The following is a 26718-nucleotide window of genomic DNA, read 5'->3' on the forward strand; positions in this document are numbered from 1 at the left end:
TCTCGGTCACGTGGCGGCGCCCCTGACGTGGTCGAGCAGCGCCACTCCCTTCTCCAGGTTCAGCGCCGTGCGCACGCCGCCCAGCGACAGGCCGAGCTCGACCAGGGTGATCGCCACCGCGGGACGCATGCCGACGACCACGGTCTGGGCGTCCAGCATGCGGCACATGGTGGCGATGGTGGCCAGCATGCGGCCGATGAAGGAGTCGACGATCTCGACCGCGGTGATGTCGATGATCACGCCTCTGGCCCCGGTGGCGACGACCCGCTCGGCCAGGTCCTCCTGGAGGGCCAGCACGCTCTGGTCCTCCAGGTCGATCTGGATGGAGACGATCAGGATGTCGCCGAGCTTGAGTACGGGCACCCGGTCCATCAGGCGCCCTCCGCCCGGACGGCGATGCGGGCGTGCTTGGACTGCGTCACCTGCACGCCGCTGCGCTTGAAGGCGTGGGCGAGGGCGTCGGCCAGCGACGCCTTGGTGACGATGTCGCCGAACTCGATGCCGAGCGTGACGATGGTGTGCGCGATCTGCGGGCGGATGCCGGAGATGACGCATTCTGCGCCCATCAGCCTGGCGGCCACCACGGTCTTGAGGAGGTGCTGGGCCACCTGGGTGTCCACGGCGGGCACGCCGGTGATGTCGATCACAGCGTGCTCGGCGCCGGTGTCGACCAGGGTCTGCAGCAGCTTCTCCATCACGACCTGGGTCCTGGCGGAGTCGAGGGTGCCGATCAGCGGCACGGCGACGATGCCCTCCCAGAGCTTGACCACCGGGGTGGACAGTTCGAGCAGTTGCTCGGCCTGGTCCAGGATGATCTTCTCGCGGGCGTCGGCGAAGGTCTCGAAGGTGAGCAGGCCGAGGTCGTCGATGAGCCGGGAGAACCAGATGAAGCCGCGCAGGGCCTCGGGCTCGCCGTCGGCCTCGACGATTTCGTACAGGGCCTCCTTGAGCCCGAAGACCGCGCGGGCGGTGTCGGCGGGCTGGTGGCCCGCACGGGCGCGGGTGCGGGAGAGCTCCGCGAGCAGCCCGCGGACGTCGGCGAGGTCTCCCTTGCCCTGATCGAGCGAGGACCGCAGGGCGCGGTAGATGTCGAGAAGCTCGTCCGACGGGGCCTTGGCGAGCTGCACCCAACGGGTGAGGATCTGCTCCTCGTGCTCACGGAGCAGCTCTTCGATGCGTCGCCTGGCGACGTCGGCTTGGACGGTCAAGGATCACTCCTGGGTTGGCTAGCGAGTGACGGTGTCACCGTATGTTAGAGCGATTTTTCCAGGTAGCGGACCGTTTGACGCCCGCCACTGTGCGCGACGGGCGGCCCCGCCAGGCCCGCCCCCTTGAGCGCCGCCTTCCTGGGTAGATGAACGGCGGAGGCGAGTTTTGCTGACATGCTGTCGCCATCACCTTGACGGAGCCTCCGAGGGTTGTGACACTGTGTCAGAAACATTCGCGCGAGTTGGGGAAGTGCTGTGACGACGTCGTTCTCCGAGACCTTGAGGGCCGCCACCTGGGGCGACCACGAGTCGGCCGAGTCCGAGGGCTACCTCGCCGAGCTGATGAGCGGCCGGTTGACCGAGCACGAGTACGGCGAGATGGTCGCCCAGCACTACTTCGCCTACCTCGCCCTCGACGGCGTCTCCAAGGAGCTGGCCGCCCACCCGGTCGCCGGCCGCTTCGTCTTCCCCGAGCTGTACCGCGAGCCCGCCCTGGAACGCGACCTGGCCACCATCTACGGCCCCGCCTGGCGCGAGCGCGTGGCCCCCTCCAAGGCCACCCGCACCCTCCAGGCCCGCATCCACCAGATGACCGACTGGCCCGGCGGCTACGTCGCCCACCACTACACCCGGTACCTCGGCGACCTGTCGGGCGGCCAGTTCATCCGCATGGAACTGCAGAAGATCTTCGGCTACCGGGCCGGCGGCGGCGTCGACTTCTACATCTTCGACGAGGTCGGCAGCCTGCCGCGGTTCAAGACCGAGTACCGGGCCCGGCTCGACGCCCTCGGCGCGGAGCTCGACGAGCGCGAACGGCAGCGGATCATCGGCGAGGTGCGGCTGGCCTACCAGCTCAACACCGAGGTCCTGGCCGAGCTCATGCACGTCGTCAGGGCCGCGGCGTAGCCGCCTGCGCCGGGTCGTCGCCGCCGTCCGGCGCCTGGGCCAGGACGGCCAGGCGCGTGGGCAGCCGCGGCGGGCGCTCGGCGCGTCCCTCGCCCGAGGCCAGCCGGTAGGGCACCAGGGTGACCATGACCCCGGGGAGCAGCAGCAGCCGGTCCCGCAGCCGGGCGGTCAGCCGGTTGTGCAGGGCCGGCTCCCACCAGCGGCCGGTGACGTAGTCGACGATGTAGACGGTCACGATCTGGCCGGGGTGCAGGGCCAGCCAGTCGCGTACGTGCCGCAGGATCGGGCCCACGGCGGTCCGGTAGGGCGCCTCGATCATCCTCAGCGGCACGGAGGAGGGCGCGTAGTGCTCCCAGCCCTCGCGCAGCTCGCGGGTCGCCTCCTCGTCGGTGCACACGTGCACGGCCTCCAGCCCGGCCGGGCGGGTGGCCGCGGCGTAGGCGACCGCCTGGAGCGCGGGGCTGCCCAGCCGGGAGACCAGCACCATGGCGTGGGCGCCGCCCGGCAGCTCGACGGGCGTGTCCGGGGTGGTGGCCGCCCGTACCTGGTCGTAGTGCCGCCTGATGCCCTTCATGAGCGCGAACAGGCCCGGAATGGCCAGGCAGACCAGCCAGGCGCCGTTCGCGAACTTGGTGACCAGCACGATCACCAGGACGGCGGCGGTCACCGTCGCGCCGGTCGCGTTGACGGCCTGGCGCCGCCGCACGCCGGGCGAGCGCGGGCCGGTCCGCTGCCAGTGCCGCACCATGCCGGCCTGGCTCAGCGTGAAGGAGATGAACACGCCGATGATGTAGAGCTGGATGAGCCGGGAGCTGTTGGCGTCGAAGACGACGAGCAGCACGGCCGCGGCCGTCGCGAGCAGCAGGATGCCGTTGCTGAAGACCAGCCGGTCGCCGCGCTTGTGCAGCTGGCTGGACAGGTAGGAGTCGGCGGACAGGATCGAGGCCAGCATGGGGAAGCCGTTGTAGGCGGTGTTGGCCGCCATGATCAGGATCGCCGCGGTGCTGGCCTGGAGGAAGGCGTACAGGACGCCGCGGCCGAGTACGGCGTCGCCGATCTGGGCCAGGGCGGTGGGCTCGACGTACCCGGCGGGCATCCCGGCGAGCCGGCCGGGGTGGTCGGGGTCGGTCATCCGGACGTGGGTGAGCAGGGCCAGCACGGTGATGCCGGAGAACATGGTGACCGACAGCACGCCCATGATCGCCAGGGTGTTCGCCGCGTTCCTGCTCTTGGGCCGGCGGAAGGCGGGCACGCCGTTGCTGACCGCCTCCACCCCGGTCAGCGCCGTGCAGCCGGAGGCGAACGCGCGCAGCACCAGGAAGACGGCGACGAAGCCGACGGGCTGGTAGAGCGGCTCGATGGTGAAGCCGGCGCTGACCGCCCGGGGACGTTCGCCGGTCAGCAGCCGCCAGGCGGCGACCAGGAACATCAGGTAGACCGCGGCGATGAAGGCGTAGGTGGGCACCGCGAACCCGCGGCCGGACTCGCGGGTGCCGCGCAGGTTGACCAGGGTGAGCAGCGCGACGCAGGCCACGCTCAGCGGCGCCGACCAGCGGTCCAGGCCGGGCGCGTAGGAGGTGATGGCGTCCACCCCGGCGGCGACGGAGACGGCGACGGTCAGCACGTAGTCGACCAGCAGCGCGCTGGCGGCGACCAGGCTGGCGTTGACGCCCAGGTTCTCCCGGCTGACGACGTACGCGCCGCCGCCGCCCGGGTAGGCGTAGCAGGTCTGCCGGTAGGACACGATGATGATCACCAGCATGGCCGCGATGGCCAGGGCGATCCAGCCGGTCACGTGCAGCAGGGCGAGACCGCCCAGGGTGAGGGCCATGATGATCTGCTCGGTCGCGTACGCCACCGACGAGATCGGGTCGCTGCAGAAGACCGGCAGCGCCAGCCGCTTGGGCAGGAGCTGCCGTTCCAGGTGCTGGGTCCGCAGCGGCCGGCCGACCAGGGCCCGCTTGGCCCGCTCCCACGGGGAGGCGGTGGTCATGGGCGTTCCCGCCTCCTTCCGGTCAGCCGGCGATCGCCCTGCCGAGCAGGTAGCCGAGGCTGACGACGGCCAGGCCGAGCACCAGGTTCAAGGCGATGTTGGCCAGCGCCCGGCCGGTGGACCCGGCGGCCAGCAACTTCCAGGTGTCGGCGCTGAAGGTGCTGAACGTGGTGAGCGCGCCGCAGAACCCGGTGCCGACCAGCGACAACACGGCCGGCGGCAGGGCGCCGTGGGAGGCGATGCCCATCAGGACGCCGAGCACGGCCGAGCCGATGACGTTGACGGCCAGCGTGCCCCACGGCATCGCCTTGCCGGCCGCCTTGGTGACGCCTGCGTCCACGAGGTAGCGGGCCGGCGCGCCGATCAGGCCGCCGACGAAGACGACCAGCGTGAGGATCATCGACGGCCGCCCAGCCGCAGGCCCGCCCAGACGGCCAGGAGGCCCAGGACGACGCTGAGCACCAGGTAGAGCACCGCCCAGCCGGCCGCGCCGCCGACGGTGAGCTCGCGGACGCCGTCCACCAGGTGCGAGAAGGTGGTGAAGCCGCCCAGGAAGCCGGTGCCGAGCAGCGCCTTGACCGGCATGCGGTGCAGCGGGTGGCGGGTCAGCTCGCCGGTGAGCAGGCCCATCAGCAGGCAGCCGAGGACGTTGACCACCAGCGTGGGCCAGGGCAGCGGGTGGTCGGCGCCCATCAGGGTCTGGGTGAGCAGGTGGCGGGCGACCGCGCCGACGCCGCCGCCCACCCCGATCAGGACGAGCGCGCGGGCCGGATGGCGGGTGGCGGCCATCAGTCCTCCGTCCCGAGCTGCGCGTCGGTGCCGGCGAGCTGTTCGGCCTCGGTCTCGCGCATCCGGCAGAGCCGGTCCACGACCCGGCCGATGAGGTAGGTGACGACGAAGGAGTAGAGGCCGACGACGACGATCGCGGCGAGCTGCTTGAGCAGCACCTCGATCGAGCCGCCGTACAGCAGGCCCTTGGTCCTGGTGGCGCTGACGCCGGTCGCGAGCAGGCCGATGAGGGCCGTGCCGACGATGCCGCCCGCGCCGTGCACGCCGACGACGTCGAGGGTGTCGTCGTAGCCGAGGACGAGCTTCCAGGTGACCGCGTACGACACCACGACGGCGGCCACGATGCCGACGACCAGGGCGCCCTCGGCGTTGACGAAGGCGCAGGCGGGCGTGATGGCCACCAGCCCGGCCAGCGCGCCGGTGGCCGAGCCGAGCCGGGTGAAGTGCCGGTAGCGCAGCCATTCCAGGACGAGCCAGGTCAGCATCCCGGCGGCCCCGGCGATCATGGTGGTCAGGAAGGCGTTGACCGCAATGCCGCCGTCGGCCATGGCCGAGCCGGCGTTGAAGCCGAACCAGCCGAACCACAGCAGGCCCAGCCCGAGCATGACGAACGGGATGTTGCTCGGCCGGGGCGGCTCCTTCCTGCGGAAGCGCACGCCGGGGCCGAGCGCGAGGGCCAGGGCCAGGCCGGCCATGCCGGAGTTCAGCTCGACCACCAGGCCGCCGGCGAAGTCGAGCACGCCCCACCGGCTGATCCAGCCCTGCCGGTCGAACACCCAGTGGGCGATCGGGAAGTACACCAGCGTCACCCACACGACGGAGAACACGATCCACGGCCCGAGCCGGGTCCGGCCGGCGACCGAGCCGCTGATCAGGGCCACCGTGATGATGGCGAAGGTGAGCTGGAACAGCGCGAAGGCGTAGGTGGGGACGCGGCCGTGCAGCATGGTGGGCGTGATGTCGGCGAAGCGCAGGTCGCCGAAGCCGATCACGCCGGCGCCGCCCACGTCGGGGCCGAAGACCAGCCCGTAGCCGTAGCCGAACCACAGGATCGTGACCAGGGCGATCGAGACGAAGCTCATGAAGAGCATGCTCAGCACGTTCTGGGCGCGGACCATGCCGCCGTAGAAGAAGGCCAGTCCGGGCGTCATGAGCAGCACCATGGCGGCGCTCACGAGCACCCAGGCCGAATCGCCGGTGTTGAGCCCTGGCGGCATCGCCCGACCTCCCTTCCTGTCCCCAGACAGAGATGTTCGGGAGAACTGGAGGCAAAACTCCCTGGCGAAGGGCCTTTGCCGGGCATGTGCATTGTTGAGGCGCTCTTAGTCCTCGACGGCTTTCGCAAAGAATGTCCATCCAGCCGCCGCCGCCGCGTGGCGCGCCGCCCGCGGGGGAATGTTGCCGCTCGTCAACCCCGGTTCCGGCGAGAGAGGCAGGCGGACATGCGCGCCGAGATGCCCGACCTGCCGCTCGCCACGCTCCGCGGCGTCAGCCAGGTGGACCTGCAGAACAACCTGGGGACCGCGATCTGCTTCGTCGTCGCGCTGCTCGCCGCCGGATGGCGCTTCGCGCTGTTCGGCCTGGTCGGCGCCGCCGTGGGCACGCTCACCGCCTGGTTCCTCGGCGCGGCCAGGGAGAGCGTGGCCGCGGGGCTCGAAGGGTTCAACGGCACGCTGATCGGCGTCGCGCTGGTGCTGTACTTCCAGGCCCGGTGGATCACGCTGCTGCTGGTCGTCGTCGGTGCGATCATGGGCAGCGTCCTGACGTCGGCGCTCAAGACGCTGCTCGGGCCGCACGACCTGCCGGGGCTCACGGCGCCGTTCTGCGCGGTGGCCACGATCATGGTGGTCGGCGGCCCGGCCTACGAGCGGGTCTGGCGCCGGCACGTCCTGGCGGCGCCGCCGTCGGCGACGTCCCCGGGGACCGCGGTGACGTTCGCCGACCTGTGGCAGGGGCTGCTGAACGGCGTCGGCCAGGTGTTCTTCCAGGGCAAGTGGTACGTCGGCCTGATCTTCCTGATCGGCCTGGCGTTCGCCGGGTGGCGGGTGGCGGGGGCCGCGCTGGCCGCCAGCGCCGTCGGGATCCTGGTGGCCGTGCTGCTCGGCGCGCCCGCGGCCGACATCGGCGCCGGCCTGTACGGCTACAACGCGGTGCTCACCGGCATCGCGCTGTGCTGCGCGTTCGTCGTGCCGACCGTCCTCGGCCTGCTGTACGCCCTGGCCGGCGTGGTGTCGGCGACCGTGCTGACGGCGTTCGTCGGCCACCTGTTCGCGCCGGTCGGCGGGCACACCCTGACCTGGCCGTTCGTCCTGGTCACCTGGATCTTCCTGGCGGCGGTCCCGGCGTTCTCCGGCGTCCGGCGCGCTTCCACCTAAGGAGAGCTCATGAACCTCGCACCGCGCGAGATCGACAAGCTGCTGATCTACGTCGTCGCCGACCTGGCCGCCAAGCGCCGCGAGCGCGGCGTGAAGCTGAACTACAGCGAGGCGGTGGCGCTGATCAGCGTCGCGGTCCTGGAGGCCGCCCGGGACGGCAGGACCGTGGCCGAGTGCATGGAGCTCGGCAAGCAGGTGCTCGGCGCCGAAGACGTCATGCCCGGGGTGCGCGAAATGCTCAAGCTGATGCAGGTCGAGGCGTCGTTCAAGGACGGCTCCAAGCTCGTTTCCTGCCACGACCCCATCGGCGGCTGACACCGCCGCGACCAGAAAGGAGCGGTTCGCCATGACGGACACGGACCGGATCATGTACGGGGACGAGCCGATCGAGATCAACGCCGGTCGCGCCACGGTCACCCTGACCGTGCGCAACACCGGCGACCGGGCCATCCAGGTCGGCTCGCACTTCCACTTCTTCGAGGCGAACCGGGCGCTCAGCTTCGACCGCGAGAAGGCGTACGGCATGCATCTCGACATCCCGGCCGGCACCGCCGTACGCATCGAGCCGGGCGACACCCACCAGGTCACCCTGGTCGAGTTCGCCGGCGGCATGCGCGTCGTCGGCTTCGCCGGCCTGGTGGACGGCGGCCTGCGGGCCAGGGACAGCCGCACCCGCGCCCTGCGCCGCCTGGCCGAGCTCGGGTACGCCGACCAGCCGGAACCGGGGGCCACGGTCCGCGCGCCGGGCGAGGAGCCTCCGGCGCGCAAGGCGCCCGCCAGGAAGGCCACCCCCAAGGAACCCGCCGCCAAGAAGGCCGCTCCCAAGGAACCGGCCGCCAAGGAACCGGCCGCCAAGAAGCCGGCCGCCAGGAAGAAGAAGGCCTGAGCCGATGAGCACCATGAACCGCAGGCAGTACGTCGCCATGTTCGGCCCGACCGTGGGCGACCGGGTCCGGCTGGCCGACACCAACCTGGTGATCGAGATCGAGAAGGACCACACGGCCGGCTTCTACGGCGACGAGGCCGTCTACGGCGGCGGCAAGACCGCCCGCGACGGCATGGCGGCCGACCCCGGCTCCCAGAACGCCACGATCGCGCTCGACCTGGTGATCACCAACGCGGTCGTGCTGGACCCGGTGCTCGGCGTCGTCAAGGGCGACATCGGCATCAAGGACGGGCGGATCGTCGGGATCGGCAAGGCGGGCAACCCGCACACCCAGAACGGCGTGGACCGCCGGCTGGTGATCGGCGCCGGGACGGAGGTGCTGGCGGGCGAGAACATGATCGCCACGCCGGGGGCGATCGACCCGCACGTGCACCTGATCGCGCCGCAGCAGGCCGAGGCCGCGCTCACCAACGGCGTCACGACGCTGATCGGCGGCGGCACCGGCCCCACCGACGGCACCCGCGGCACCACCTGCACGCCCGGCCCGTGGAACATCGGCCGCATGTTGCAGGCCGTCGAGGCGCTGCCGGTGAACATCGGCATCATGGCCAAGGGCAACGCCAGCCTGCCGGCCGCGCTGGCCGAGCAGATCGAGGCCGGGGCGTGCGCGCTGAAGGTGCACGAGGACTGGGGCTCCACGCCGGCGGTGGTGGACTGCGCGCTGCGCATCGCCGACGAGTACGACGTCCAGGTGGCGCTGCACGCCGACAGCCTCAACGAGGCCGGCTACCTGGAGGACACGATCAGCGCCATCGACGGCCGGGCGATCCACACCTTCCACACCGAGGGCGCGGGCGGCGGTCACGCGCCGGACATGATCCGCATCGCCGGCGAGCCGAACGCGCTGCCGTCCTCGACGAACCCGACGCTGCCGTACACCATCAACTCGGCCGACGAGCTGCTGGACATGGTGATGGTCTGCCACCACCTCAACCACGACATCCCCGAGGACGTCTCCTTCGCCGACAGCCGGGTGCGGGTGGAGACCATCGCGGCCGAGACCGTGCTGCAGGACATGGGCGTGATCAGCATGTTCTCCTCCGACTCCCAGGCGATGGGCCGGATCGGGGAGACCTTCACCCGCGCCTTCCAGACCGCCCACCACTGCAAGGACCAGCGCGGCCGGCTGCCGGAGGACTCCGAGCGCAACGACAACGCGCGGGTGCTGCGCTACCTGGCCAAGCTGACCATCAACCCGGCCCGGACGACCGGCATCGCCGAGCACGTCGGCTCGCTGGAGGACGGCAAGCTGGCCGACGTCGTGCTGTGGCCGTTCACCTCGTTCGCGGCCAAGCCGGCGCTGGTGGTCAAGGGCGGCCTGATCAACTGGTCGCAGATGGGCGACCCGAACGCGTCGCTGCCCACGCCGCAGCCGGTCTACTACCGGCCGATGTTCGGCGCGATGGGGATGGCGCAGCGCAAGAGCAACGTGACGTTCCTGCCGGACGCCGCCATCGCCGCCGGGGTGCCGGAGCGGCTCGGCCTGCAACGGCTGATCGCCAGGGTGCGCCACACCAGGACGGTGGACAAGCGGCACATGATCCGCAACAACGCGCTGCCGAGGATCACCGTGGACCCCGAGACGTACAAGGTCACGGTGGACGGCGAGCACGCGACCATCGCGCCGGCCCGCGAGCTGCCGCTGAACCACCTGTTCTTCCTGGCATGAGCCTGCTCGCCCAGCTCCAGCTCACCGACTCGGCCTTCCCGGGCGGCCTCTACACGCTCTCGCACGGGCTGGAGGCGTACGCGCAGGCCGGCCGGGTGGACGTCGCCGCGCTGCTGGAGGACCTGCTGCTGCACGCGGCGGGGCCGGGCGACGCCACCGCCCTGGTCCTGACCCACCGGGCGGTGACGGCCGGCGACTGGGACGCGGTGACCGAGGTGGACCGGCGGCTGCACGCCGTCAAGCTCGGCCGGGAGATCCGGGCCGCCGCCACCAGGACCGGCAACCAGGTCCTGCGCACGGCCGCCCTGGTCTTCGCGACGCCGGCGCTGGCCCGCCTGTCGGAGCTGGTGGAGGCCAGGGTCACGCCGGGCAACCACGCCGTCGTGCTGGGCACGGCCTACGCCGGGCTGGGCGTCCGGGAGGCCGACGCGGTGACCGGCGACCTGTACGCGTTCGCCGCGAGCTGGGTCAGCGCCGCCGTACGGCTGCGCCTGCTGGACTTCCGCCAGGCCCAGGCCACCCTGTACGGCGCGGCCGGCGCGATCGGGCGGGCCGCCGGGCACGCCCTGGCCGCCCGCGGCCCGCTGGACCTGCACGCCGCCACGCCGCTCGCGGACATGATGAGCGCCGCCCACGAACGGGCCGAGGCCCGGCTGTTCACCACCTGAGAAGGGAAGCGTCCCGATGCATCACCACCACCCGCACCCGCACCCCGCCGTGAACGTGCCCGCGGGCACCGCCATGGACCACGTCTTCAAGATCGGCGTCGGCGGCCCGGTCGGCTCCGGCAAGACCGCCCTCATCGAGGCGCTGGTGCCCGTGCTGCTCGACCGGGGACGCAGCGTGGCCGTCGTCACCAACGACATCTACACCCAGGAGGACGCCCAGCACGTCCGGCGCACCCTGGACGGCGTGCTGGACCCCGAGCGGGTCGTGGGCGTCGAGACCGGCTCCTGCCCGCACACCGCCGTGCGCGACGACCCGACGATGAACCTGGCCGCCGGGGCCGAGCTGCTGGAGCGCTTCCCCGACATCGACACGCTGCTGTTCGAGAGCGGCGGCGACAACCTGACCCTCACCTTCAGCCCCGTCCTGGCCGACGTCTACGTCTTCGTGCTGGACACCGGCGAGGGGGACAAGATGCCGCGCAAGCGGGGCCCCGGCATCACCGACTCGGACCTGCTGGTCATCAACAAGATCGACATCGCGCCGTACGTGCGGGCCGACCTGGAGGTCATGGCGCGCGACGCCGACCGGGTCCGCGACGGGCGGCCGGTCGTGCTCACCGACGCCCTGCGCGGCACCGGTGTGACCGAGGTGGCCGACTTCGTCCTCAGCGGGGCGCCGGCGTGCTCGCCGGCCCGGTAGACCGGCTGGCCGCCGGCCACTACACGATCGACTCGGTCCCGGCGGACGTGGCCCGGCACGCCGGCGTGCCCGACACCCTGCCGGTCGGCAGCCCCGGCAAGGTCGGCGTGCTGGAGCTGGCGTTCGAGCGGCGGGGCGGGCGCACCGAGCTGACCGGCCACTTCCAGAAGGCGCCGCTGCAGATCATGCGGCCGCACTACTACGACCCGGCCCGGCCCGACCTGCCGTACGTGATGGTGATGTCCACCGGCGGCGGCGTGCTCCAGGGCGACCGCCACCGGCTCGACGTCACCTGCGGCGCGGGCGCGTCCGTGCACGTCACCACGCAGGCGGCCACCAAGCTCTACCGGATGGAGCAGGACTACGCCACCCAGCTCGTCTCGCTCACCGCCGGGCCGGACGGCTACCTGGAGTACCTGCCGGACCCGGTGATCCCCTTCGCCGGGTCCCGGTTCTACCAGCGCACCCTGGTGAGCGCCGGGCCCGGGGCCACGGTGATCCTCGGGGAGACCGTGCTGGCCGGGCGGCTGGCCCGCGGCGAGCGGCACGCCTACACCGCGTACTGCAACGACCTGGACGTCCGCGACGCCGGCGGCGGGCTGCTGTTCGCCGACCCGCTCAGGCTCGTGCCCGAGCGCGCCCCGGTCACCGGGCCGGCGATGTTCGGTGAGCACGGCGTGCTGTCCACCCTGTACGTGATCACCTCCGCCGTGCCCGCGGCCGAGCTGGCCGGCGCGCTGCACGAGGTGGCGGCGGGCAGCGGGCTGCCCGGCGGGGCCAGCACGCTGCCGAACGGGGCGGGCGCCTGGGCCAGGCTGCTCGGGCCGGAGTCGCCGCCCGTCCTCGCCGCCCTGGAACGCCTGTGGGACCTCGCCCGGCGCGCCGTCACCGGCCACCCGGCCCCGGACCGGCGCAAACCCTGACCCCGGCGCGCACCGGCGCGGGGCTCCCGGGAGCAGTCACGGGCGCGCCGGCGCGGGGCTCCCGGGAGCGGTCAGGGGTGCGCCGGCGACGAACCGGCCTACCATGGGCCTATGCCCCGCATCTCGGCCGCCACGATCGGCGAGCATCGCGCCCAGACGCGCGACCGCATCCTGCAGGCCGTCTCGCGGCTGTCCAGGGCCCAGGGCATCGACGCCATCTCCCTGACGGACGTGGCCCACGAGGCCGGCATCACCCGCACGGTCCTGTACAACTACTTCCCCGACAAGGCCGCGCTGCTGCTGGCCTTCACCGAGCGCGTCACCAGCTACTTCATCGAGAGCTACGAGCGGGAACTGCCCGAGCACGCCTCGCCCGCCGACCGGTTGCGGGCCTTCGTCCGGCTGCAGCTCGCGGGGCTGCTCGCCCACCCCCACCCGGGCGCGGCCGACCTCGGCGCGGCGCTCGGGCCCGACGCCTACCAGCAGCTCGCCGAGCACGTCGCACCCATGCAGCGGGTGCTGGTGGAGATCCTCGACGACGGCGTGCGGGCGGGCGACTTCCAGGTGCCCGAGGTGGGCGCGACGGCGCGGATGGTGCTGGCCGTCATCGGGGCCGAGCGGGTGCCGCTGATCAGCGGCGAGGTCACGGTCGAGACGGCCGAGCAGGCCGTGTCCGGCTTCGTGCTCCGGGCTCTCGGCGCCCGCCCGTAGGGGCCGAACGCCGGGGTGGCCGCCGGAGGCCGCCGGGCACGGTGACAAGATTGCCGGATGGGACAGAACGGTCACATCCAGGTGAAGTCGGCGCGCGGGCGGTGGATTCTCGGCGCGACCGTGCTCGGCTCCGGGCTGGCCCTGCTCGACAGCACCGTGGTCAACGTCGCGCTGCCGTTCCTCGGCAAGGAGCTGCACGCGGCCATGGACGGCCTGCAGTGGACCGTCAACGCCTACACCCTCACCCTGGCGGGCCTGATCCTGCTGGGCGGGTCGCTCGGCGACCGCTACGGGCGGCGCAAGATCTTCCTCATCGGCACGGTGTGGTTCGCCGTGGCCTCGGCGCTGTGCGGCCTGTCACCGAACATCGAGTTCCTGATCGGGGCGCGCGCGTTGCAGGGCGTCGGCGGCGCGCTGCTCACGCCGGGGTCGCTGGCCATCATCCAGGCGTCGTTCGTCAGGCAGGACCGGCCGCGGGCGGTCGGCGTCTGGTCCGGGCTGGGCGGCGTGGCCAGCGCGATCGGGCCGCTGCTGGGCGGCTGGCTGGTGCAGACGGCGGGCTGGCGGTGGGCGTTCCTGATCAACCTGCCGTTCGCGCTGATCGTGGTGCTGGTGACGCTGCGGCACGTGCCGGAGAGCCGCGACGAGCAGGCGGCCGGGCGGTTCGACGTCCTGGGCTCGCTGCTGGCCGCGCTGGCGCTGGCCGGGATCACGTACGGGCTGATCGAGAAGGGCGCTCCGGTGCCGCTGATCGTGGGGGCGCTGCTCGGGGCGGCGTTCGTGGTGACCGAGCGGCGCAGGTCGCCGCAGGCGCTGGTGCCGGTCGCCATCTTCAGGAACCACGTCTTCACGGCGGTCAACGTCGTCACGCTCATCATGTACGCCGCCATGGGCGTGGTGTTCTTCCTGCTGGTGATCCAGCTCCAGGTGGTCTCCGGGTTCTCGCCGATCGCGGCCGGGCTGTCGATGTTGCCGACCACGATCCTGATGATGCTGCTGTCGTCGCGGGCCGGGGAGACGGCCCGGCGGCTCGGGCCGCGCTGGCCGATGACGATCGGGATCCTGCTGGCAGGGGCCGGGTTCGTGCTGATGAGCATGATCGGCCCGCACGCCTCCTACCCGCTGCTGGTGCTGCCCGCGGTGACCGTCTTCGGGCTCGGCCTGTCGGCGGCCGTCGCGCCGCTGACCGCGACGGTGCTGGCCACGGCCGACGAGCGTTACGCCGGCACGGCCAGCGGCGTCAACAACGCCGTGGCCCGCACCGGGAGCCTGCTGGCGGTGGCCGCCGTGCCGCCGCTGGTCGGCCTGGTGGGCGACGCGTTCGAGAACCCGCCGGTGTTCGACGCCGGGTTCCGGGCGGCCATGCTGATCAGCGCCGCCATGATGGCGGTCGCCGCGGCCGTCACGTTCTTCACCATCAGGACGAACGTGCTGGCCGGGGAGCCGGAGCCGGCTAGTACGTGAACGCCTGACTGCGCACGCTGTTGTCGAAGTTGGACAGCAGCAGCTCGGGCTCGCCGACCGAGCGCACGCCGGGCAGCCGGGTCAGCAGCTCCCGGAACATCGTGCGCATCTCCTGCCTGGCCAGGTTGGCGCCGAGGCAGAAGTGCGGGCCGGGCCCGCCGAACCCGACGTGGGGCTTGGTGTCGCGGGTGATGTCGAAGGTGTCGGGGTCGGGGAAGACCGACTCGTCGCGGTTGGCCGAGCCGTAGAACAGCACGACCTTGTCGCCCTGCTTCAGCTCCAGCCCGCGCAGCGTGTAGTCCTCGGTGACCGTGCGGCGGAACTGCATGATGGGCGAGACGTAGCGGACCATCTCCTCGATCGCGCCGTTGATGTGGGCGTCGAAGTCGGAGGTCAGCAGCTCGCGCTGGGCCGGGTTCTCGGTGAGCAGCCGGATGCCGTGGGCCATGGTGTTGCGGGCGGTCTCGTTGCCCGCCACCAGCAGCAGCGAGAAGAACGAGCCCAGCTCCTTGTCGGTCAGCTTCTCGCCGTCGGGGTTGGCGTTGACCAGGAGCGAGACCAGGTCGCCCTTGGGCTCGGCGACGCGCTCGTGGCCGAGCTTGATGACCATGCGCTGCAGGGCCAGCAGGGCCAGCATGTTCTGGCCGGCCATCTGGACGCTGCGGGCCAGGCTGGGACGCACGCCGGTGTAGGCGGTGGAGATGTCGACGTGCTGGTGGACCTTGGCGCGCAGCTCCTGCGGGATGTCGAGCATGTCGCAGATGACGTGGATGGGAAGCTTGGCGGCCACCTGCGTGACGAAGTCGCGCGGGCCCTCCCTGACGACGTCGTCGACGATGCGGGCGCAGGCGGCCTCGATGTCGCCCTGGAGCCCCGCCAGCATCCGGGGGCTGAACGAGCGCGTCACGATGCGGCGCAGGCGGGCGTGGCGGGGGTCGTCCATGTTGACCATGGACTCGCCGAACACCTGCTTGACCCAGCCCGGCGGCTCGGGGTTGGTCACGGCGGGCTCGCTGGAGAAAACCTTGGCGTTGCGGCTGGCCTCGACCACGTCCGCGTGCCGGACGAGGGCGTAGAAGCCCTTGCCGGAGCGGAGGAAGGGCACCTTCTTCTCCGGGAAGAACACCGGGTGCTCCAGTTGCCGGAGCCGGGCGAATGCCTCATTCCGCTCTTTGAGCGGTTTGCGCCAGAAGTCCAGATCAGCGAGGTCGATGTCCACCCGTCTATCCTGGCACGCTCCCACGCCCCGGCGGACGGGCCGAAAGTCCCTTCCGAAGCGGATGTGCATCGTGCCCTCCTGGGCCGTTCTCGTGGTGTTAAGTCCGGGTTCGGCCTGGACGGAGATGACTGTCGGTATGAACGCGTTGCTCGCCGTCTGCCTGGTCGCTCCCCTCGTGTCCGGTGCCGCACCCGCCGCCGCACCCGGGTGCGGCGGGCACCCTCTCGACTTCGACGGCGACGGCCGCGCCGACATCGCCGTCGCCGCTCCCTACGACGACTCCAGGGCCGGTTCGGTGACCGTCATGTACGGCTCGGGGCGGACCGTCAAGCTCACCCAGCCCGGCGCGGAACCCGGGGACGCCTTCGGCTCGGCGCTGGCCGTCGGCGACTTCGACGGCGACCGCTGCGCCGATTTGGCGGTCGGGGTGTCGGAGGAGTTCGCCGGGAAGCGGGTGCCCGGCGCGGACGGCAACGGCGTCGTGCAGATCTTCGACGGCTCCCCCGCCGGGCTGGTCGCCGGCGAGGAGCTGGCCCCGGCCCGGCGGGGCAGCGACCGGTTCGGCGCGGCGCTGGCGGCCGGTGACTTCGACGGGGACGGCCGCGACGAGCTGGCCGTGGGCTCCCCGAGCCACGCCTCGGGCGGCGCGGTCACCGTCTACGGGATGAAGGGCCGCAAGGCGTACCAGATCACCCAGAAGACGTCGTGGGTGCGTCAGTCGGCGAACGTCACCGACCAATGGGGCGCGGCGCTGGCGGCCGGCGACTTCGACGGCGACGGCCGCGACGAGCTGGCCGTCGGCGCGCCCGCCGACAGCGTGCGCCTGGACGGCCAGGGATCGGTGACCGTGCTCGACCCGCGCGCCCGCCGGGCCCGGCTGCTCACGCAGAGCTCGCCGGGGATCGCCGGCGCGTCGGAGAAGTGGGACGCCTTCGGCGCGGCCCTGGCCACCGGCGACTTCAACGGCGACGGCCGCGACGACCTGGCGATCGGCGTCCCCGGCGAGGGCCTCAGCGAGAACCAGCGGGCCATGGACTACGGCGACGGCACCGTGGACGTCCTGTACGGCTCGCGCGCCGGCCTGCGCACCCACGGCAGCGAGGCGTGGTCGCAACGCTCGCTGAAGGGCGAGCCGCGCTACTACGACCGGTTCGGCGCGGCGCTGGCCGCCGGGGACTTCACCGGCGACGGCAGGGACGAGCTGGCCATCGGCGTGCCCGGCGAGCACGCCGTCCAGGTGCTCCAGGGACGCGCGTCGGGCGGCCTGACCCGGAAGGGGAACCTGCTGATCAAGGGCAGGGGACGCGACTTCGGCGCCGCGCTGGCCGCGCTGCCCGGCGGGGGCGGCCGCTACCGCGCGCTGACCGCCGGCCGCCCCCTGGACGGGCTGCTGGTCGCCGCCCCCGACCAGGGCCTGGTCATGTACGCCCCCGGCGTCCGCGAGACGGGCCTGCGCCTGGGCCGCCTCCGCCAGGTCTCCCAGGGCGCCGGCCTGTACGGCTACACCTTCGGCTGAACACCCCCTGGGCTCTCAGCGGATGGCAGCAGCACGCGGAACAGGGCGCCCTTGCCCGGCTCCCCCTCGGCCATGACGACGCCGCCGTGCGCCTCGACCAGCGTCGCCGCGATCGACAGGCCGAGCCCGGCCCCGCCCACCCCGCGCGCCGGATCGGCCCGGTAGAACCGCTCGAACACCCGCTCGGCCACCTCCGGCGGGAACCCCGGCCCCTCGTCGGCCACCTCCACCACGGCCCGCTCGCCGTCCACGCCGACGCGCACCTCGAACGGCGTCCCGGGGGGCGTGTGCTGCAGCGCGTTGCTCACCAGGTTCCCGACCACCTGGCCGAGCCGCGACTCGTCGCCGGTCACCAGCACCTCGCCCTCGCCGCCGTCCAGGCGGACCAGCTCGATCCGCCGGTCGGGGGCGAGCGTCTGGGCGTCGATCACGGCGGTCGCGGCCAGGCTGAGCAGGTCCACCGGCCGTCGTGCCAGCTCCCGCCGCTGGTCCAGCCTGGCCAGCAGCAGCATGTCCTCCACCAGCAGGCCCATGCGCGCGGCCTGCCCCTCGATCCGGCTCAGCAGCCGCACGGCCTCGGCCAGGTCCTTCTCCTCCCCCAGCCGGAACAGCTCGGCGAACCCCCTGATCGAGGTGAGCGGCGTGCGCAGCTCGTGCGAGGCGTCGGCCATGAACCGGCGCATGACCTCCTCCGAACGCCGCGCCGCCGTCGCCGACTCGCGCGCCGACTCGGCCGCCGCCTCCCGCTCGCGCACCGCCGACTCGATCTGGGCGAGCATGCCGTTGAGCGAGCGGCCCAGCTTGCCGACCTCGGTGGTGCTCGCCCACATCGGTACCCGGCGCGACAGGTCGCCGCCCGCGATGTCCCTGGCGGTGCGGCCGATCTCGCGCAGCGGGCGCAGGCTCCGCCGTACCAGCCAGTAGCAGGCGACGCCCAGCACGGCCAGCGTGCCGCCGCCGGCGAAGGCCACGATGAGGGCGAGCCTGGCCACCGTGCCCTCGACGTCGCCGAGGCTGATGGCGATCACCCGGCTGTCGCCGTCGCGGGCCGGGACGGCGACCACCCGCCAGTCCGGCCCGCCGGACGCGCGCGACTCGACGGTGAACGGCCGCCCGCCGCGCGCGGCGACGTCCGCGCCGCTCAGCCGGGGCAGCTTGGGTGTGTGCTCCTCGGTGGACTCGCTCAGCACCCGTACGGTGGCGCCGCCCGCGTCCACCAGCACCGAGTGGAACAGCCCGAAGAAGCGCTGCGGCTGCCGCCCGGCCGGCCACGCCTCGGGCGGCGGCGGCAGGTCGCGCGGCGCGGCGGCCGCCACCAGTTGCCGGTCCACCCGCTCGACCAGGTATCCGCGCAGCAGCCGCACGGCGAACAGGCCGGTCACCGTGATGGCGAGGGTGACCAGCAGCAGCGTGGCCGAGACCAGGCGCAGCCAGAGCGGTGCGCGGGCGAGGTGCTTCCTCATAGGCGCGGCGGGCGCAGGATGTAGCCGACCCCGCGCAGCGTGTGCAGGTACTTCCGGTCGCCGGTGTCGATCTTGCGCCGCAGGTACGACACGTACGACTCGACCAGGCCCACGTCGGTGCGCCAGTCGCCGTTCCAGACGTGGTCGAGGATCTGCGTCTTGGACAGCACCCGGCCGACGTTCAGCATGAAGTAGCGCAGCAGCCGGAACTCCGTCGGCGACAGCCGCACCGGTACGCCGTCGCGCCACACCTCGTGGCTCTCCTCGTCCAGCTCCAGGTCGGCGACGCTCAGCCGGTGGGGCGGCGGCGCGCCCCTGCGGGTCCTGCGCAGCACCGCCCGGATCCGCGCGATGACCTCCTCCAGGCTGAACGGCTTGGTCACGTAGTCCTCGCCGAGACCGAGACCGGTGATCCGGTCCTCCGGCGTGTCCTTGGCGGTCACGAACAGCACCGGGACCCGGCGGCCGCGGGACCGCAGCCTTCCCGCGACCGCCAGGCCGTCGATGTCGGGCAGCATCACGTCGAGCATCACCAGGTCGGGCGTGCTCTCCTCGGCCACCCGCAGCGCCTCCCGCCCGTCGGCGGCGGTCAGCACCTCGAACCCGGCCATGCGCAGGCCGGCCGAGAACAGCTCCCTGATGTTGGGCTCGTCGTCGACCACCAGCAGCCTGGCCTCGGGCTGGTTCATCGCGGGCCCCCTCCCGGCGTGCCCTGGGCTCCCTGGGTGCCCTGGGTGATGGCGGTCGCGGTGACCGAGCCGTCGCCGGACTGCTGACCGCGCACCACGACGGTGGTGCCGGCGGCCAGGTCGGCGACCTTGCCGGGCCTGGAGATCTGGACCGTGGTCTGGTCGCTGGTGGTGACCGTCACCGTGGCGCCGTCCATGGTTCTGACGTAGATCTTGTCGCCGTCGACCTTCTCGACGGTGCCGACCGTGCCGCCGCCCATGCGCTGCCCGAACCCGCCGTTCTGGGTGCCGTTCTGGGCGCCGGAGCCGCGCTGGCCGTAGCCGCCGGGGGACTGGCCGTCCGTACGCCGGAGCTGCGCGGCGGCCGGCGCGGCCTCGGACGTGCCGAACAGCTTGCCCGCCTGGATCCCGATGAGCACGCCGGCCACCAGCACCACCCCGGCGGCCAGCCCGAGCGTCAGCTTCGAGACGCCGCCGCGCGGCCGGACGGCGAGCTCCTCCCCCAGGTCGTCGGGGAAGGGCGAGGAGTCGAGCCGGTCCATGTCTTTCTCCTTACTCATGCCGCCTACTCGTGCCGCAGGGCCTGGATCGGCCGGAGCTTGGCCGCCCTGTTGGCCGGGTAACTGCCGAAGAACAGCCCGATCCCCACCGACACGCCGAGCGCCAGCGCGACGGACGACGGCACGAGGACCGGCTCGATGCCGGCCACGGTGAACCGGGTGCCGACGAAGGCCACCAGCACCCCGAGCAGCCCGCCGACCAGGCTGAGCAGGGTGGCCTCCATCAGGAACTGGCTCAGGATCGCGCCGCGCGGCGCGCCGATCGCCTTGCGGATGCCGATCTCCCGGGTCCGCTCGGTCACGGTGACCAGCATGATGTTGGTGATGCCGATGCCGCCCACCAGCAGCGAGATCGCCGCCACCGCCCCGAGCAGCACGGTGAACGTGCCGGTGGCCTCGCTCACCGTCTCCTGCAGGGTGGCCTGGTTGAGTATCCGGTAGTCGGGGTTGCCGTCGGTGATGCCGTGCCGCTGGTTGAGGACGGCGGTCACCTCCGACTGCGCGGCCGTGGTGGCCTCGGCCCCGGTGGCCTGCACGACGATCGAGTCCAGCGAGCCGAACCCGCTCAGGCTCTGCTGCACGGCGGGCAGCGGCGCCACGGCCACGTCGTCGGCGTCCTGCATGCCGGTGGAGCCGCTCTCCTTGAGCACCCCCACCACCGTGAACGGCACCCCGGACACGCTGACCTGCCGGCCGATCGGGTCCACCGCGCCGAACAGCTCTTCCACCACCGTCTGGCCGAGCACCACGACCTTCCTGGCGGCCAGCACGTCGTCGTTGAAGAAGTACGTGCCCTTGGCCACCGGCTTGTTCATGGCCTCGAAGTAGCTGGGGTAGGTGCCGACGAACTGCGCGATCGTGTGGCTGGCGGCGCCGTACGCGGCGGTGGCGGAGTTGGCGCCGACCACCGGCGAGACGGACCTGACCGACGGCGCGAGCGTCCGGTCGGTGAGCGCCTTGGCGTCGGCCAGGCTGAGCTGCCTGGCCTGCGTGCGCGGCCCGGTGTTGCCGCCGCCGCCCGGCGCGCGCCCGCCGAATCCGCCCCCGCCGCCGCCCCCGCCCGAGAAGGACGGGGAGATCGTCAGCGTGTTGGCGCCGAGGCGCTGGATGTTCTTCTGGATGCTCTGCGAGGAGCCCTCGCCGACCGCCACCAGCAGGATGACCGCGGCGACGCCGATGAGGATGCCCAGGGTGGTCAGGGCGCTGCGCATCTTGTTGGCCAGCAGGCCGCGCAGCGCGAAGCGGAGGATCTCAAGCTGGTTCACTGGCCGCCGTCCTCGGGGGTGGTCCGTCGACCGGCGCCTGGCGGCGGTCCTCCACGATCTCGCCGTCCACCAGCCGGATCACCCGTTTGGCGTGCGCGGCCACGTCGTCCTCGTGGGTGATGAGGACGATCGTACGTCCGGACTCGCTCAGCCGGTCGAGGATCCGCAGCACGTCGCGGGTGGAGGCGGTGTCGAGGTTGCCGGTGGGCTCGTCGGCCAGCAGCAGCGCGGGGGCGGTGACCAGCGCCCTGGCCACGGCCACGCGCTGCTGCTGGCCGCCGGAGAGCTGGTTCGGCTCGTGCCGCACGCGGTCGGTCAGCCCGACCTGCTCCAGCGCGGCCAGGGCGCGCGAGCGCCGCTCGGCCGGGCCGACGCCGCCGTACACCAGCGGCAGCTCGACGTTGGCCAGCGCGCTCATGCGCGGGATCAGGTTGAAGGACTGGAAGACGAACCCCACCCTGCGGTTGCGCAGGATCGCGAGCTGGTGCTCGGTCAGCCGTCCCACGTCGGCGCCGTCGATCTGGTACGTGCCGGAGGTGGGCACGTCGAGGCAGCCGAGGATGTTCATCAGGGTGGACTTGCCGGAGCCGGACGCGCCCATGACGGCGACGTAGTCGCCGCGCTCGACGTCCAGGCTGACGCCGCGCAGGGCGTGGACCTTGGCGTCGCCCTCGCCGTACTCCTTGACCAGGTCCTTCACCCGCAGGACGGGGGCCGCCGTCGCGGTGGCGGGGGCCGTCATCGCCCGCCGCCCGGCATGCCGCCGCCGCCCGGGAAGCCGCCGCCGAACCCGCCGCGCTGGTTGGTGCTCTGCGTGCCGGTCGCGGGCGGCACGAGCTGGTCGCCCTCGGACACCCCGGACCTGATCTCGGTGAGCGCCGTGCCCCGGACGCCGACCTCGACCGGGGTCCTGACCTGGCGGCCGTCCCTGAGCAGGGTGACCGTGGTCTGGCCGCCGCTGGTGGAGACCGCGGTGGAGGGGACGGTGACGACGTTCTCCGCCCTGCCGACGACGACCTCGACGGTGGCGGTCTGGCCCAGCCTGACCTTCGCGGGGACCTTGGTGAAGGTGACCGTGACCGGGTACTGGACGACGTTGTTGCTGGTGGAGGCGACCGGCTGGATCTGCGTGACCTTGCCGTCGGCGGTCACCCCCGGCAGGGCGTCGAAGGTGACGGTGGCGTTCTGCCCCTGTTCGAGCTTGCCGACGTCGGACTCGGTGAAGGTGCCCACGAGCTGGAGCCGTCCGGTGTCGGCCAGGTCGACGAACCCGCCCGTCCCTGTGCTGTTCCCACTGCCGCCGCTCTGCGACTGGCCCTGGGACTGGCTCTGGCTTCCGCCCGAGCCGGAGGCGGTGCCGCCGACGGATCCGTTGACCGCCGTGACCGTGCCCTTGAACGGGGCTCGCAGGACGGTGGCCGCGACCGTGCGCTCGGCCTCGCGGTAGGCGTTGCGCGCCTTGACGTAGGAGGCGTAGAGCGCGGCCGTGCCGGTGCCCTCGTCGACCGCGCTCTGGTACGTGGCCTTGGCCGCCGACAGGCTCTCCTGCGCGGCGGAGTCGTCGAGCCTGGCCAGGATGTCGCCCTTGTCGACCTTGTCCCCCGCCTTGACGTAGATCCGCTCGACCGTGCCGCCCGTGCCGAACGACAGGGACCTGGTCCTGGAGCTGGCCACCGCGCCCGACGCGGACACCGACGCGGACACCGAGCCGCGGCTCGCGGTCACCGTGCGCACGGCCGTCTCGCCGGCCGCGCGGTCCGTGCCGAGCTGGACGTAGGCGAGCGTGGCCCCGCCCAGCAGGAGCACGCCCAGCGCTCCGTTGGTCATCAGCGCTCTGCGCCTTGTCGACACCTTCACAGCCGGTGACCCTTGCACACCAGCCTGCGCCGCAGCCGTGACGGAGCTGAACGTTCGCTGACAACCCGGGCCCGTGCGGGGTCACACAGCGAACTCTCAGGCTGCTCGCAGGCTGCCGTGAAGCTGGTCGGCCAGGATGGGCGGCCATGAGACCGACTTTCGCGCTGGGCGGGCTCGCCCTGGCCGTGCTCGTCGCCGGGTCGGGCCTGGCGCTGGCACTCCGCGACGACGACCCGCCCGCCGTCCGGGTACGGCTCGCCGCCGCCCAGCGGGGCCCGGTCACGGCCCTGGTCAGCGCCGCCGGCAACACCGTGGACGGCGCCCGCCGGGACCTGGCGTTCGGCTCGTCCGGCCCGGTGACCAAGGTGTACGTCAAGGTCGGGACCAAGGTGACCAAGGGCCAGGTGCTGGCCAGGATCGACGGACGAGGGGCCCGCGAGGCGTACGCAGCCGCCAAGGCCGACCTCTCCGCCGCCCAAGAAGCCCTCACCACCGCCACCACCGCCAGCTCCACCGGAACGACCGGAACCACCGGGACCAGGACCACCGGTTCGCCGTTCTCCGCCGGGTCGCCGAACGCCGGCAACTGCCCCACCCCGTCAGCTTCCTCGAAGCCCACACCGCCGGTCACTTCGAACCCCACCCTGACCACTGGCGGCACCGGCCCCGCCACCTCCCCCGCCCCGGACACCGGCGCCGCTGCCACTCCCGGCAGCGCCGCCACCCCTGGGGGCGCGACCGTCCCGGGGGCGACGGGCGGCCCTGGCACGGCTATCGGCGGAGGTTCGGCGGGCGAGGGCGTTTTCGGCCCGACCACCCCGCCTACCACCACCTCGCCCGCCACCACTCCGCCCACCACCGCCACGAGCGCCACGAGCGCCACGACCGCCACGAGCGCCACCACCGCCACGAGCGCCACGGCGACCACCGCCGCGCCTACGGGCGCACCCGCCACCAAGGCCAACAAGGCCGCCTCCCCCTCCTCGACGCGGACCTCCGGCGCGTCCCCGGCCCACAGCCGGCCCCCGACCGCAACCCCCACCCCCACTCACGAGCCCTCCGAGCCCCAGCCCACGGTGACGGTCACCGCGACCGCCACGGTGACGGCGACGGTGACCGTGACGGCGACCCCGCCCGGCGGCGGCCCCCCCGGAGGCGGCACCCCCGGAAGTAGCCAGACCCCCGGCACACCGTCCAACCCCGGCGAACCGTCCACACCGGGCGGCCCGTCCACCGCCGAGCCGCCCGCCACGGCCAGGCCCTCGACCACCGCGCCCCCGTCCGCGACCGCCAGGCCCACCGCGAAGGCCACCGCCAAGCCGCGCGCGACGGCCTCCGCCCGTCCCACCGGCTCCTGCTCACCCGGCACGACCTCCCGGGACACCACCACCAGGACCGCCACCACCCCCAAGGACGGCGCCAGGGGCGGGATCACCGAGGACCAGGCCGCCGCGAACGTCGACCGCGCCGAAGCCGCTCTTGAGGAGGCCGCCGACGCCGTGCGCGCCACCCGCATCGTGGCCCCCACCTCGGGCACCGTCCTGTCGGTGGCGGGACGGGTCGGCGACACGGCCGGCACCGGCACCTTCATCAGCCTCGGCAACCTGAACGAGCTCCAGGTCCAGGCCATGGTCACCGAGTCCGACGTCAACCGGCTCAGGCTCGGCCAGCAGGCCGCCATCACCCTCGCCACCCGTCCCGGCGAGCGCCACGGCGGCACGGTCACCGCGATCGCCCCGACCGCCACCGTCGAGGACCGGCTCGTCCGCTACTCCGTCACCCTGGCCTTCGACGAGCCGCCCGCCGGGCTCATGCTCGGCCAGACCGCCACGGTGTCGGTGACCACCGCCGAGGCCAAGGACGCGATCTACGTCCCGGCCGCCGCCGTCCGCAGCCGTTCCGACGGCGCCCAGGTGGTCACCGTGCGCTCGGGCGGGCACGACGCCGCGAAGGTGGTCGGCACCGGCGTCCGCGGCGACCAGTACGTCCAGATCACCTCAGGTCTGGACGAACGGGACCAGGTCGTCATGTCGGGCACCACCACCGGCGAGTTCCCCGACGCGACCTGGCCGGGCGCCTGACCACCCGCCCCGGCTCCCAGCCGGCCCTCAGCCCGCTCCCAGCGATCCTTCAGCCGACGCCCCCCGCAGCTCCCCGGCCGACGAAGACCGCGGATCCCGCCGTCCCCAGCCGGCGAAGGCTGCGTGCCCCGCCGTCCCTCAGCCATGGCGGGGCGCGGCCCGGCCGGCGGCTGAGCGGGGCGGTTCGGCCGGGATCGTGAGCCGGTGGGCGGTGCGGGCCCGCGCGCCGCGGCGGGAGATGTAGTCGAGCGTGCGGAAGTCCACCGACAGCTCGTCCCGGGTCAGCCGGGCCATGAGGTAGCCGCGCCGCTGGTCGATGTAGGAGATGTGCGGGTTCTCCTGCAGGGCCTCGGCGATCCACGTACGGTCCCGGTAGCCGTCGCCGTCGCTGGCGATCGACGACGTCACCAGCTCCCTGGCCACCACCGGCGAGTCCGGGTCGTCGAAGTCGGTCTTGAGGTCGGCCAGGTGGTGCATGTGCGCGTCCCCGGTCAGGACGACGGGGTTCGAGGTGCCCGACAGCGACCCGAGCAGGCGGGTGCGCTCGGCGGCGTAGCCGTCCCAGGAGTCGAGGTTCACCTCGCGGCCCGGCCCGATCCTGTAGTCGCGCTGGGCCATCAGGATCTGCTGGCCCAGCAGGTTCCACCGGGCGCCGGACCCGCTCAGCCCCTCCTCCAGCCATCGCCACTGGGCGGACCCGAGCAGCGTGCGCCCGTCGGACAGCCGTTCGTCGCAGCCGGCCCGCACCCCGTCCAGGCAGGCCTGGTCGTCGCGGAACTGGCGGGTGTCCAGCAGGTGGAAGCGGGCCAGCGTCCCCCAGGAGACGCGCCGGTTGATGCGCAGCACCGCGCCCTGGAGGCTGGCGCGGCGCAGCGGCATGTTCTCGTAGTACGCGCGGAAGGCGTCGGCGCGGCGGCGGGCGAAGCCGGGCGCGCCGGTGCTGGAGACGGGGCCGGCCCAGTTGTTCTCGATCTCGTGATCGTCGAAGGCCACCAGCCAGGGCGCGACCGCGTGCGCGGCCTGCAGGTCGTGGTCGCTCTTGTACTGGGCGTGCCGCAGCCGGTAGTCGGCGAGGGTGGCGCACTTGCCCGGCGTGTGCGTGCGCACCCGTCCGGCCAGGGCGGTGTAGCCGCTGGGGCCGTACTCGTACATGTAGTCGCCGAGGAAGACGACCAGGTCGGGCTCCTGCTCGGCCAGGCGGCGGTAGGCGGTGTAGTAGCCGTGCTCGTAGTGCGCGCAGGCGGCCACGGCGAAGGTGAGCGGGCTCTCCCCGGCGGGCGTCGTCCGGGTGCGGGCGGCGGGCGAGAGCCTGCCCTGGCTCCTGAACCGGTAGAAGTAGTCGCGGCCGGGCTCCAGCCCGTCCAGCTCGACGTGCACGCTGTGGGCGTCGCGCGGCCGGGCGGTCGCGGTGCCCGACCGCACGACCGAGGAGAACCGTTCGTCGGTGGCGACCTGCCAGTCGACCTCGACGTCGCGGGCGGGCATGCCGCCGCGGCCGTCGCCGCCGAGCGGGTCGACGGCCAGCCTGGTCCACAGAACGAAGCCGTCGGCGGAGGGGTCGCCGGAGGCCACGCCGAGGGTGAACGGATCGGATCTGAGTGTCGTGGCGGAGGCGGGCGAGGTGACGGCGCGGGGCGCGACGAGGCCGGCTGCCGCCGCGGTCAGGAACGTTCTGCGGTCCACGCTCCAGGTATGTCCGCCCGCGCTGACCCCGTC

At 72.9% G+C, this 26718-nt stretch carries 25 protein-coding genes and 1 pseudogene; 12 read left to right on the top strand and 14 right to left on the bottom strand.

Translation table 11 applies throughout. From position 1 onward, the window contains the following. Positions 1-6: 6 nt before the first annotated feature. Positions 7-372: an STAS domain-containing protein gene (locus ACFYUV_RS18805; protein ID WP_221762408.1), complete on the bottom strand. Its 366-nt coding sequence runs from the start codon at positions 370-372 to the stop codon at positions 7-9. After that, positions 372-1208: an STAS domain-containing protein gene (locus ACFYUV_RS18810; RefSeq protein ID WP_387669895.1), complete on the bottom strand. Its 837-nt coding sequence runs from the start codon at positions 1206-1208 to the stop codon at positions 372-374. The genes ACFYUV_RS18805 and ACFYUV_RS18810 overlap by 1 nt, the downstream gene beginning before the upstream one ends. Positions 1209-1463: 255 nt before the next feature. Here ACFYUV_RS18810 and ACFYUV_RS18815 point away from each other — a divergent pair, with 255 nt between their 5' ends. Then, on the top strand, positions 1464-2114 hold the full coding sequence (locus ACFYUV_RS18815; protein WP_352354231.1) for a biliverdin-producing heme oxygenase: 651 nt from the start codon (positions 1464-1466) through the stop codon (positions 2112-2114). Here the strand turns inward: ACFYUV_RS18815 and ACFYUV_RS18820 are convergent. The 4 genes from ACFYUV_RS18820 to ACFYUV_RS18835 are packed head-to-tail and all read right to left on the bottom strand — an operon-like array spanning position 2098 to position 6113. After that, the gene (locus ACFYUV_RS18820; protein ID WP_387669896.1) at positions 2098-4107 is read right to left on the bottom strand and encodes an APC family permease; all 2010 of its coding nucleotides are present in this window, start codon (positions 4105-4107) and stop codon (positions 2098-2100) included. The two genes, ACFYUV_RS18815 and ACFYUV_RS18820, sit on opposite strands and share 17 nt — an antisense overlap. 22 nt (positions 4108-4129) lie before the next feature. Next, complete coding sequence (crcB, locus tag ACFYUV_RS18825; protein WP_387669898.1) at positions 4130-4507, bottom strand: fluoride efflux transporter CrcB; 378 nt, start codon at positions 4505-4507, stop codon at positions 4130-4132. After that, positions 4504-4896 (bottom strand): fluoride efflux transporter CrcB, encoded by a 393-nt coding sequence (gene crcB, locus ACFYUV_RS18830; protein ID WP_352330239.1) that lies wholly within the window; start codon positions 4894-4896, stop codon positions 4504-4506. Before crcB (ACFYUV_RS18830) ends, crcB (ACFYUV_RS18825) begins: the two co-directional genes overlap by 4 nt. Further along, entirely contained in the window at positions 4896-6113 is a 1218-nt protein-coding gene (locus ACFYUV_RS18835) for an ammonium transporter (RefSeq protein ID WP_387669900.1), read from the bottom strand. The genes crcB (ACFYUV_RS18830) and ACFYUV_RS18835 overlap by 1 nt, the downstream gene beginning before the upstream one ends. A 225-nt stretch (positions 6114-6338) precedes the next feature. Here ACFYUV_RS18835 and ACFYUV_RS18840 point away from each other — a divergent pair, with 225 nt between their 5' ends. The 9 genes and pseudogenes from ACFYUV_RS18840 (at position 6339) to ACFYUV_RS18880 (ending at position 14352) form a co-directional block, all read left to right on the top strand. Beyond that, a complete protein-coding gene (locus tag ACFYUV_RS18840) occupies positions 6339-7271 on the top strand; it encodes an urea transporter (RefSeq protein ID WP_387669901.1) in 933 nt (310 codons plus the stop codon). A gap of 9 nt (positions 7272-7280) precedes the next feature. After that, complete coding sequence (locus ACFYUV_RS18845) at positions 7281-7586, top strand: urease subunit gamma (RefSeq protein ID WP_387669903.1); 306 nt, start codon at positions 7281-7283, stop codon at positions 7584-7586. Positions 7587-7617: 31 nt separating this feature from the next. Beyond that, positions 7618-7923 (top strand): annotated as a pseudogene (locus ACFYUV_RS18850) (urease subunit beta); the annotation flags it as partial. A gap of 238 nt (positions 7924-8161) precedes the next feature. Continuing rightward, a complete protein-coding gene (ureC, locus tag ACFYUV_RS18855) occupies positions 8162-9886 on the top strand; it encodes an urease subunit alpha (RefSeq protein ID WP_387669904.1) in 1725 nt (574 codons plus the stop codon). Continuing rightward, complete coding sequence (locus ACFYUV_RS18860) at positions 9883-10554, top strand: urease accessory protein UreF (RefSeq protein ID WP_387669905.1); 672 nt, start codon at positions 9883-9885, stop codon at positions 10552-10554. Before ureC ends, ACFYUV_RS18860 begins: the two co-directional genes overlap by 4 nt. A 16-nt stretch (positions 10555-10570) precedes the next feature. Continuing rightward, a complete protein-coding gene (ureG, locus tag ACFYUV_RS18865; RefSeq protein WP_387669906.1) occupies positions 10571-11254 on the top strand; it encodes an urease accessory protein UreG in 684 nt (227 codons plus the stop codon). Further along, positions 11236-12177, top strand: a complete 942-nt coding sequence (locus ACFYUV_RS18870) for an urease accessory protein UreD (protein WP_387669907.1) — start codon at positions 11236-11238, stop codon at positions 12175-12177. Before ureG ends, ACFYUV_RS18870 begins: the two co-directional genes overlap by 19 nt. A 111-nt stretch (positions 12178-12288) precedes the next feature. Then, on the top strand, positions 12289-12888 hold the full coding sequence (locus ACFYUV_RS18875) for a TetR/AcrR family transcriptional regulator (RefSeq protein ID WP_352330623.1): 600 nt from the start codon (positions 12289-12291) through the stop codon (positions 12886-12888). Between the two features lie 57 nt (positions 12889-12945). Next, positions 12946-14352, top strand: coding sequence for an MFS transporter (locus tag ACFYUV_RS18880; RefSeq protein ID WP_387669908.1), 1407 nt, complete (start codon positions 12946-12948; stop codon positions 14350-14352). On the opposite strand, the gene ACFYUV_RS18885 is transcribed toward ACFYUV_RS18880, so the two are convergent. After that, positions 14342-15571, bottom strand: a complete 1230-nt coding sequence (locus ACFYUV_RS18885) for a cytochrome P450 (protein WP_387669909.1) — start codon at positions 15569-15571, stop codon at positions 14342-14344. The genes ACFYUV_RS18880 and ACFYUV_RS18885 overlap by 11 nt on opposite strands. 136 nt (positions 15572-15707) lie before the next feature. On the opposite strand from ACFYUV_RS18885, the gene ACFYUV_RS18890 reads away from it, so the two are divergent. Beyond that, positions 15708-17087, top strand: a complete 1380-nt coding sequence (locus tag ACFYUV_RS18890) for an FG-GAP and VCBS repeat-containing protein (protein ID WP_387669910.1) — start codon at positions 15708-15710, stop codon at positions 17085-17087. Here the strand turns inward: ACFYUV_RS18890 and ACFYUV_RS18895 are convergent. Genes ACFYUV_RS18895 through ACFYUV_RS18920 form a run of 6 tightly spaced genes read right to left on the bottom strand, consistent with a single transcriptional unit; the run spans position 17072 to position 22891 of the window. After that, entirely contained in the window at positions 17072-18550 is a 1479-nt protein-coding gene (locus ACFYUV_RS18895; protein WP_387669912.1) for a sensor histidine kinase, read from the bottom strand. The two genes, ACFYUV_RS18890 and ACFYUV_RS18895, sit on opposite strands and share 16 nt — an antisense overlap. Then, positions 18547-19239 (bottom strand): response regulator transcription factor, encoded by a 693-nt coding sequence (locus ACFYUV_RS18900; RefSeq protein WP_352330355.1) that lies wholly within the window; start codon positions 19237-19239, stop codon positions 18547-18549. The genes ACFYUV_RS18895 and ACFYUV_RS18900 overlap by 4 nt, the downstream gene beginning before the upstream one ends. Beyond that, positions 19236-19799, bottom strand: a complete 564-nt coding sequence (locus ACFYUV_RS18905) for a hypothetical protein (RefSeq protein ID WP_387669913.1) — start codon at positions 19797-19799, stop codon at positions 19236-19238. The genes ACFYUV_RS18900 and ACFYUV_RS18905 overlap by 4 nt, the downstream gene beginning before the upstream one ends. Positions 19800-19804: 5 nt before the next feature. Further along, positions 19805-21064, bottom strand: coding sequence for an ABC transporter permease (locus ACFYUV_RS18910; RefSeq protein WP_387669915.1), 1260 nt, complete (start codon positions 21062-21064; stop codon positions 19805-19807). Next, complete coding sequence (locus tag ACFYUV_RS18915) at positions 21051-21806, bottom strand: ABC transporter ATP-binding protein (protein ID WP_387669917.1); 756 nt, start codon at positions 21804-21806, stop codon at positions 21051-21053. The genes ACFYUV_RS18910 and ACFYUV_RS18915 overlap by 14 nt, the downstream gene beginning before the upstream one ends. Further along, positions 21803-22891 carry an efflux RND transporter periplasmic adaptor subunit gene (locus ACFYUV_RS18920; RefSeq protein ID WP_387669919.1) on the bottom strand — a complete coding sequence of 363 codons (1089 nt, stop codon included), beginning with the start codon at positions 22889-22891 and terminating at the stop codon, positions 21803-21805. Before ACFYUV_RS18920 ends, ACFYUV_RS18915 begins: the two co-directional genes overlap by 4 nt. Positions 22892-23067: 176 nt before the next feature. Between ACFYUV_RS18920 and ACFYUV_RS18925 the strand changes: the two genes are divergently transcribed. Continuing rightward, a complete protein-coding gene (locus ACFYUV_RS18925; RefSeq protein ID WP_387669920.1) occupies positions 23068-25002 on the top strand; it encodes an efflux RND transporter periplasmic adaptor subunit in 1935 nt (644 codons plus the stop codon). A gap of 138 nt (positions 25003-25140) precedes the next feature. Here the strand turns inward: ACFYUV_RS18925 and ACFYUV_RS18930 are convergent, their stop codons facing one another. Beyond that, on the bottom strand, positions 25141-26685 hold the full coding sequence (locus tag ACFYUV_RS18930; RefSeq protein ID WP_387669921.1) for an alkaline phosphatase D family protein: 1545 nt from the start codon (positions 26683-26685) through the stop codon (positions 25141-25143). Between the last annotated feature and the right edge of the window lie 33 nt (positions 26686-26718).

The sequence above is a fragment of the Nonomuraea sp. NPDC003560 genome (assembly GCF_042878785.1).
Classification (GTDB): domain Bacteria; phylum Actinomycetota; class Actinomycetes; order Streptosporangiales; family Streptosporangiaceae; genus Nonomuraea.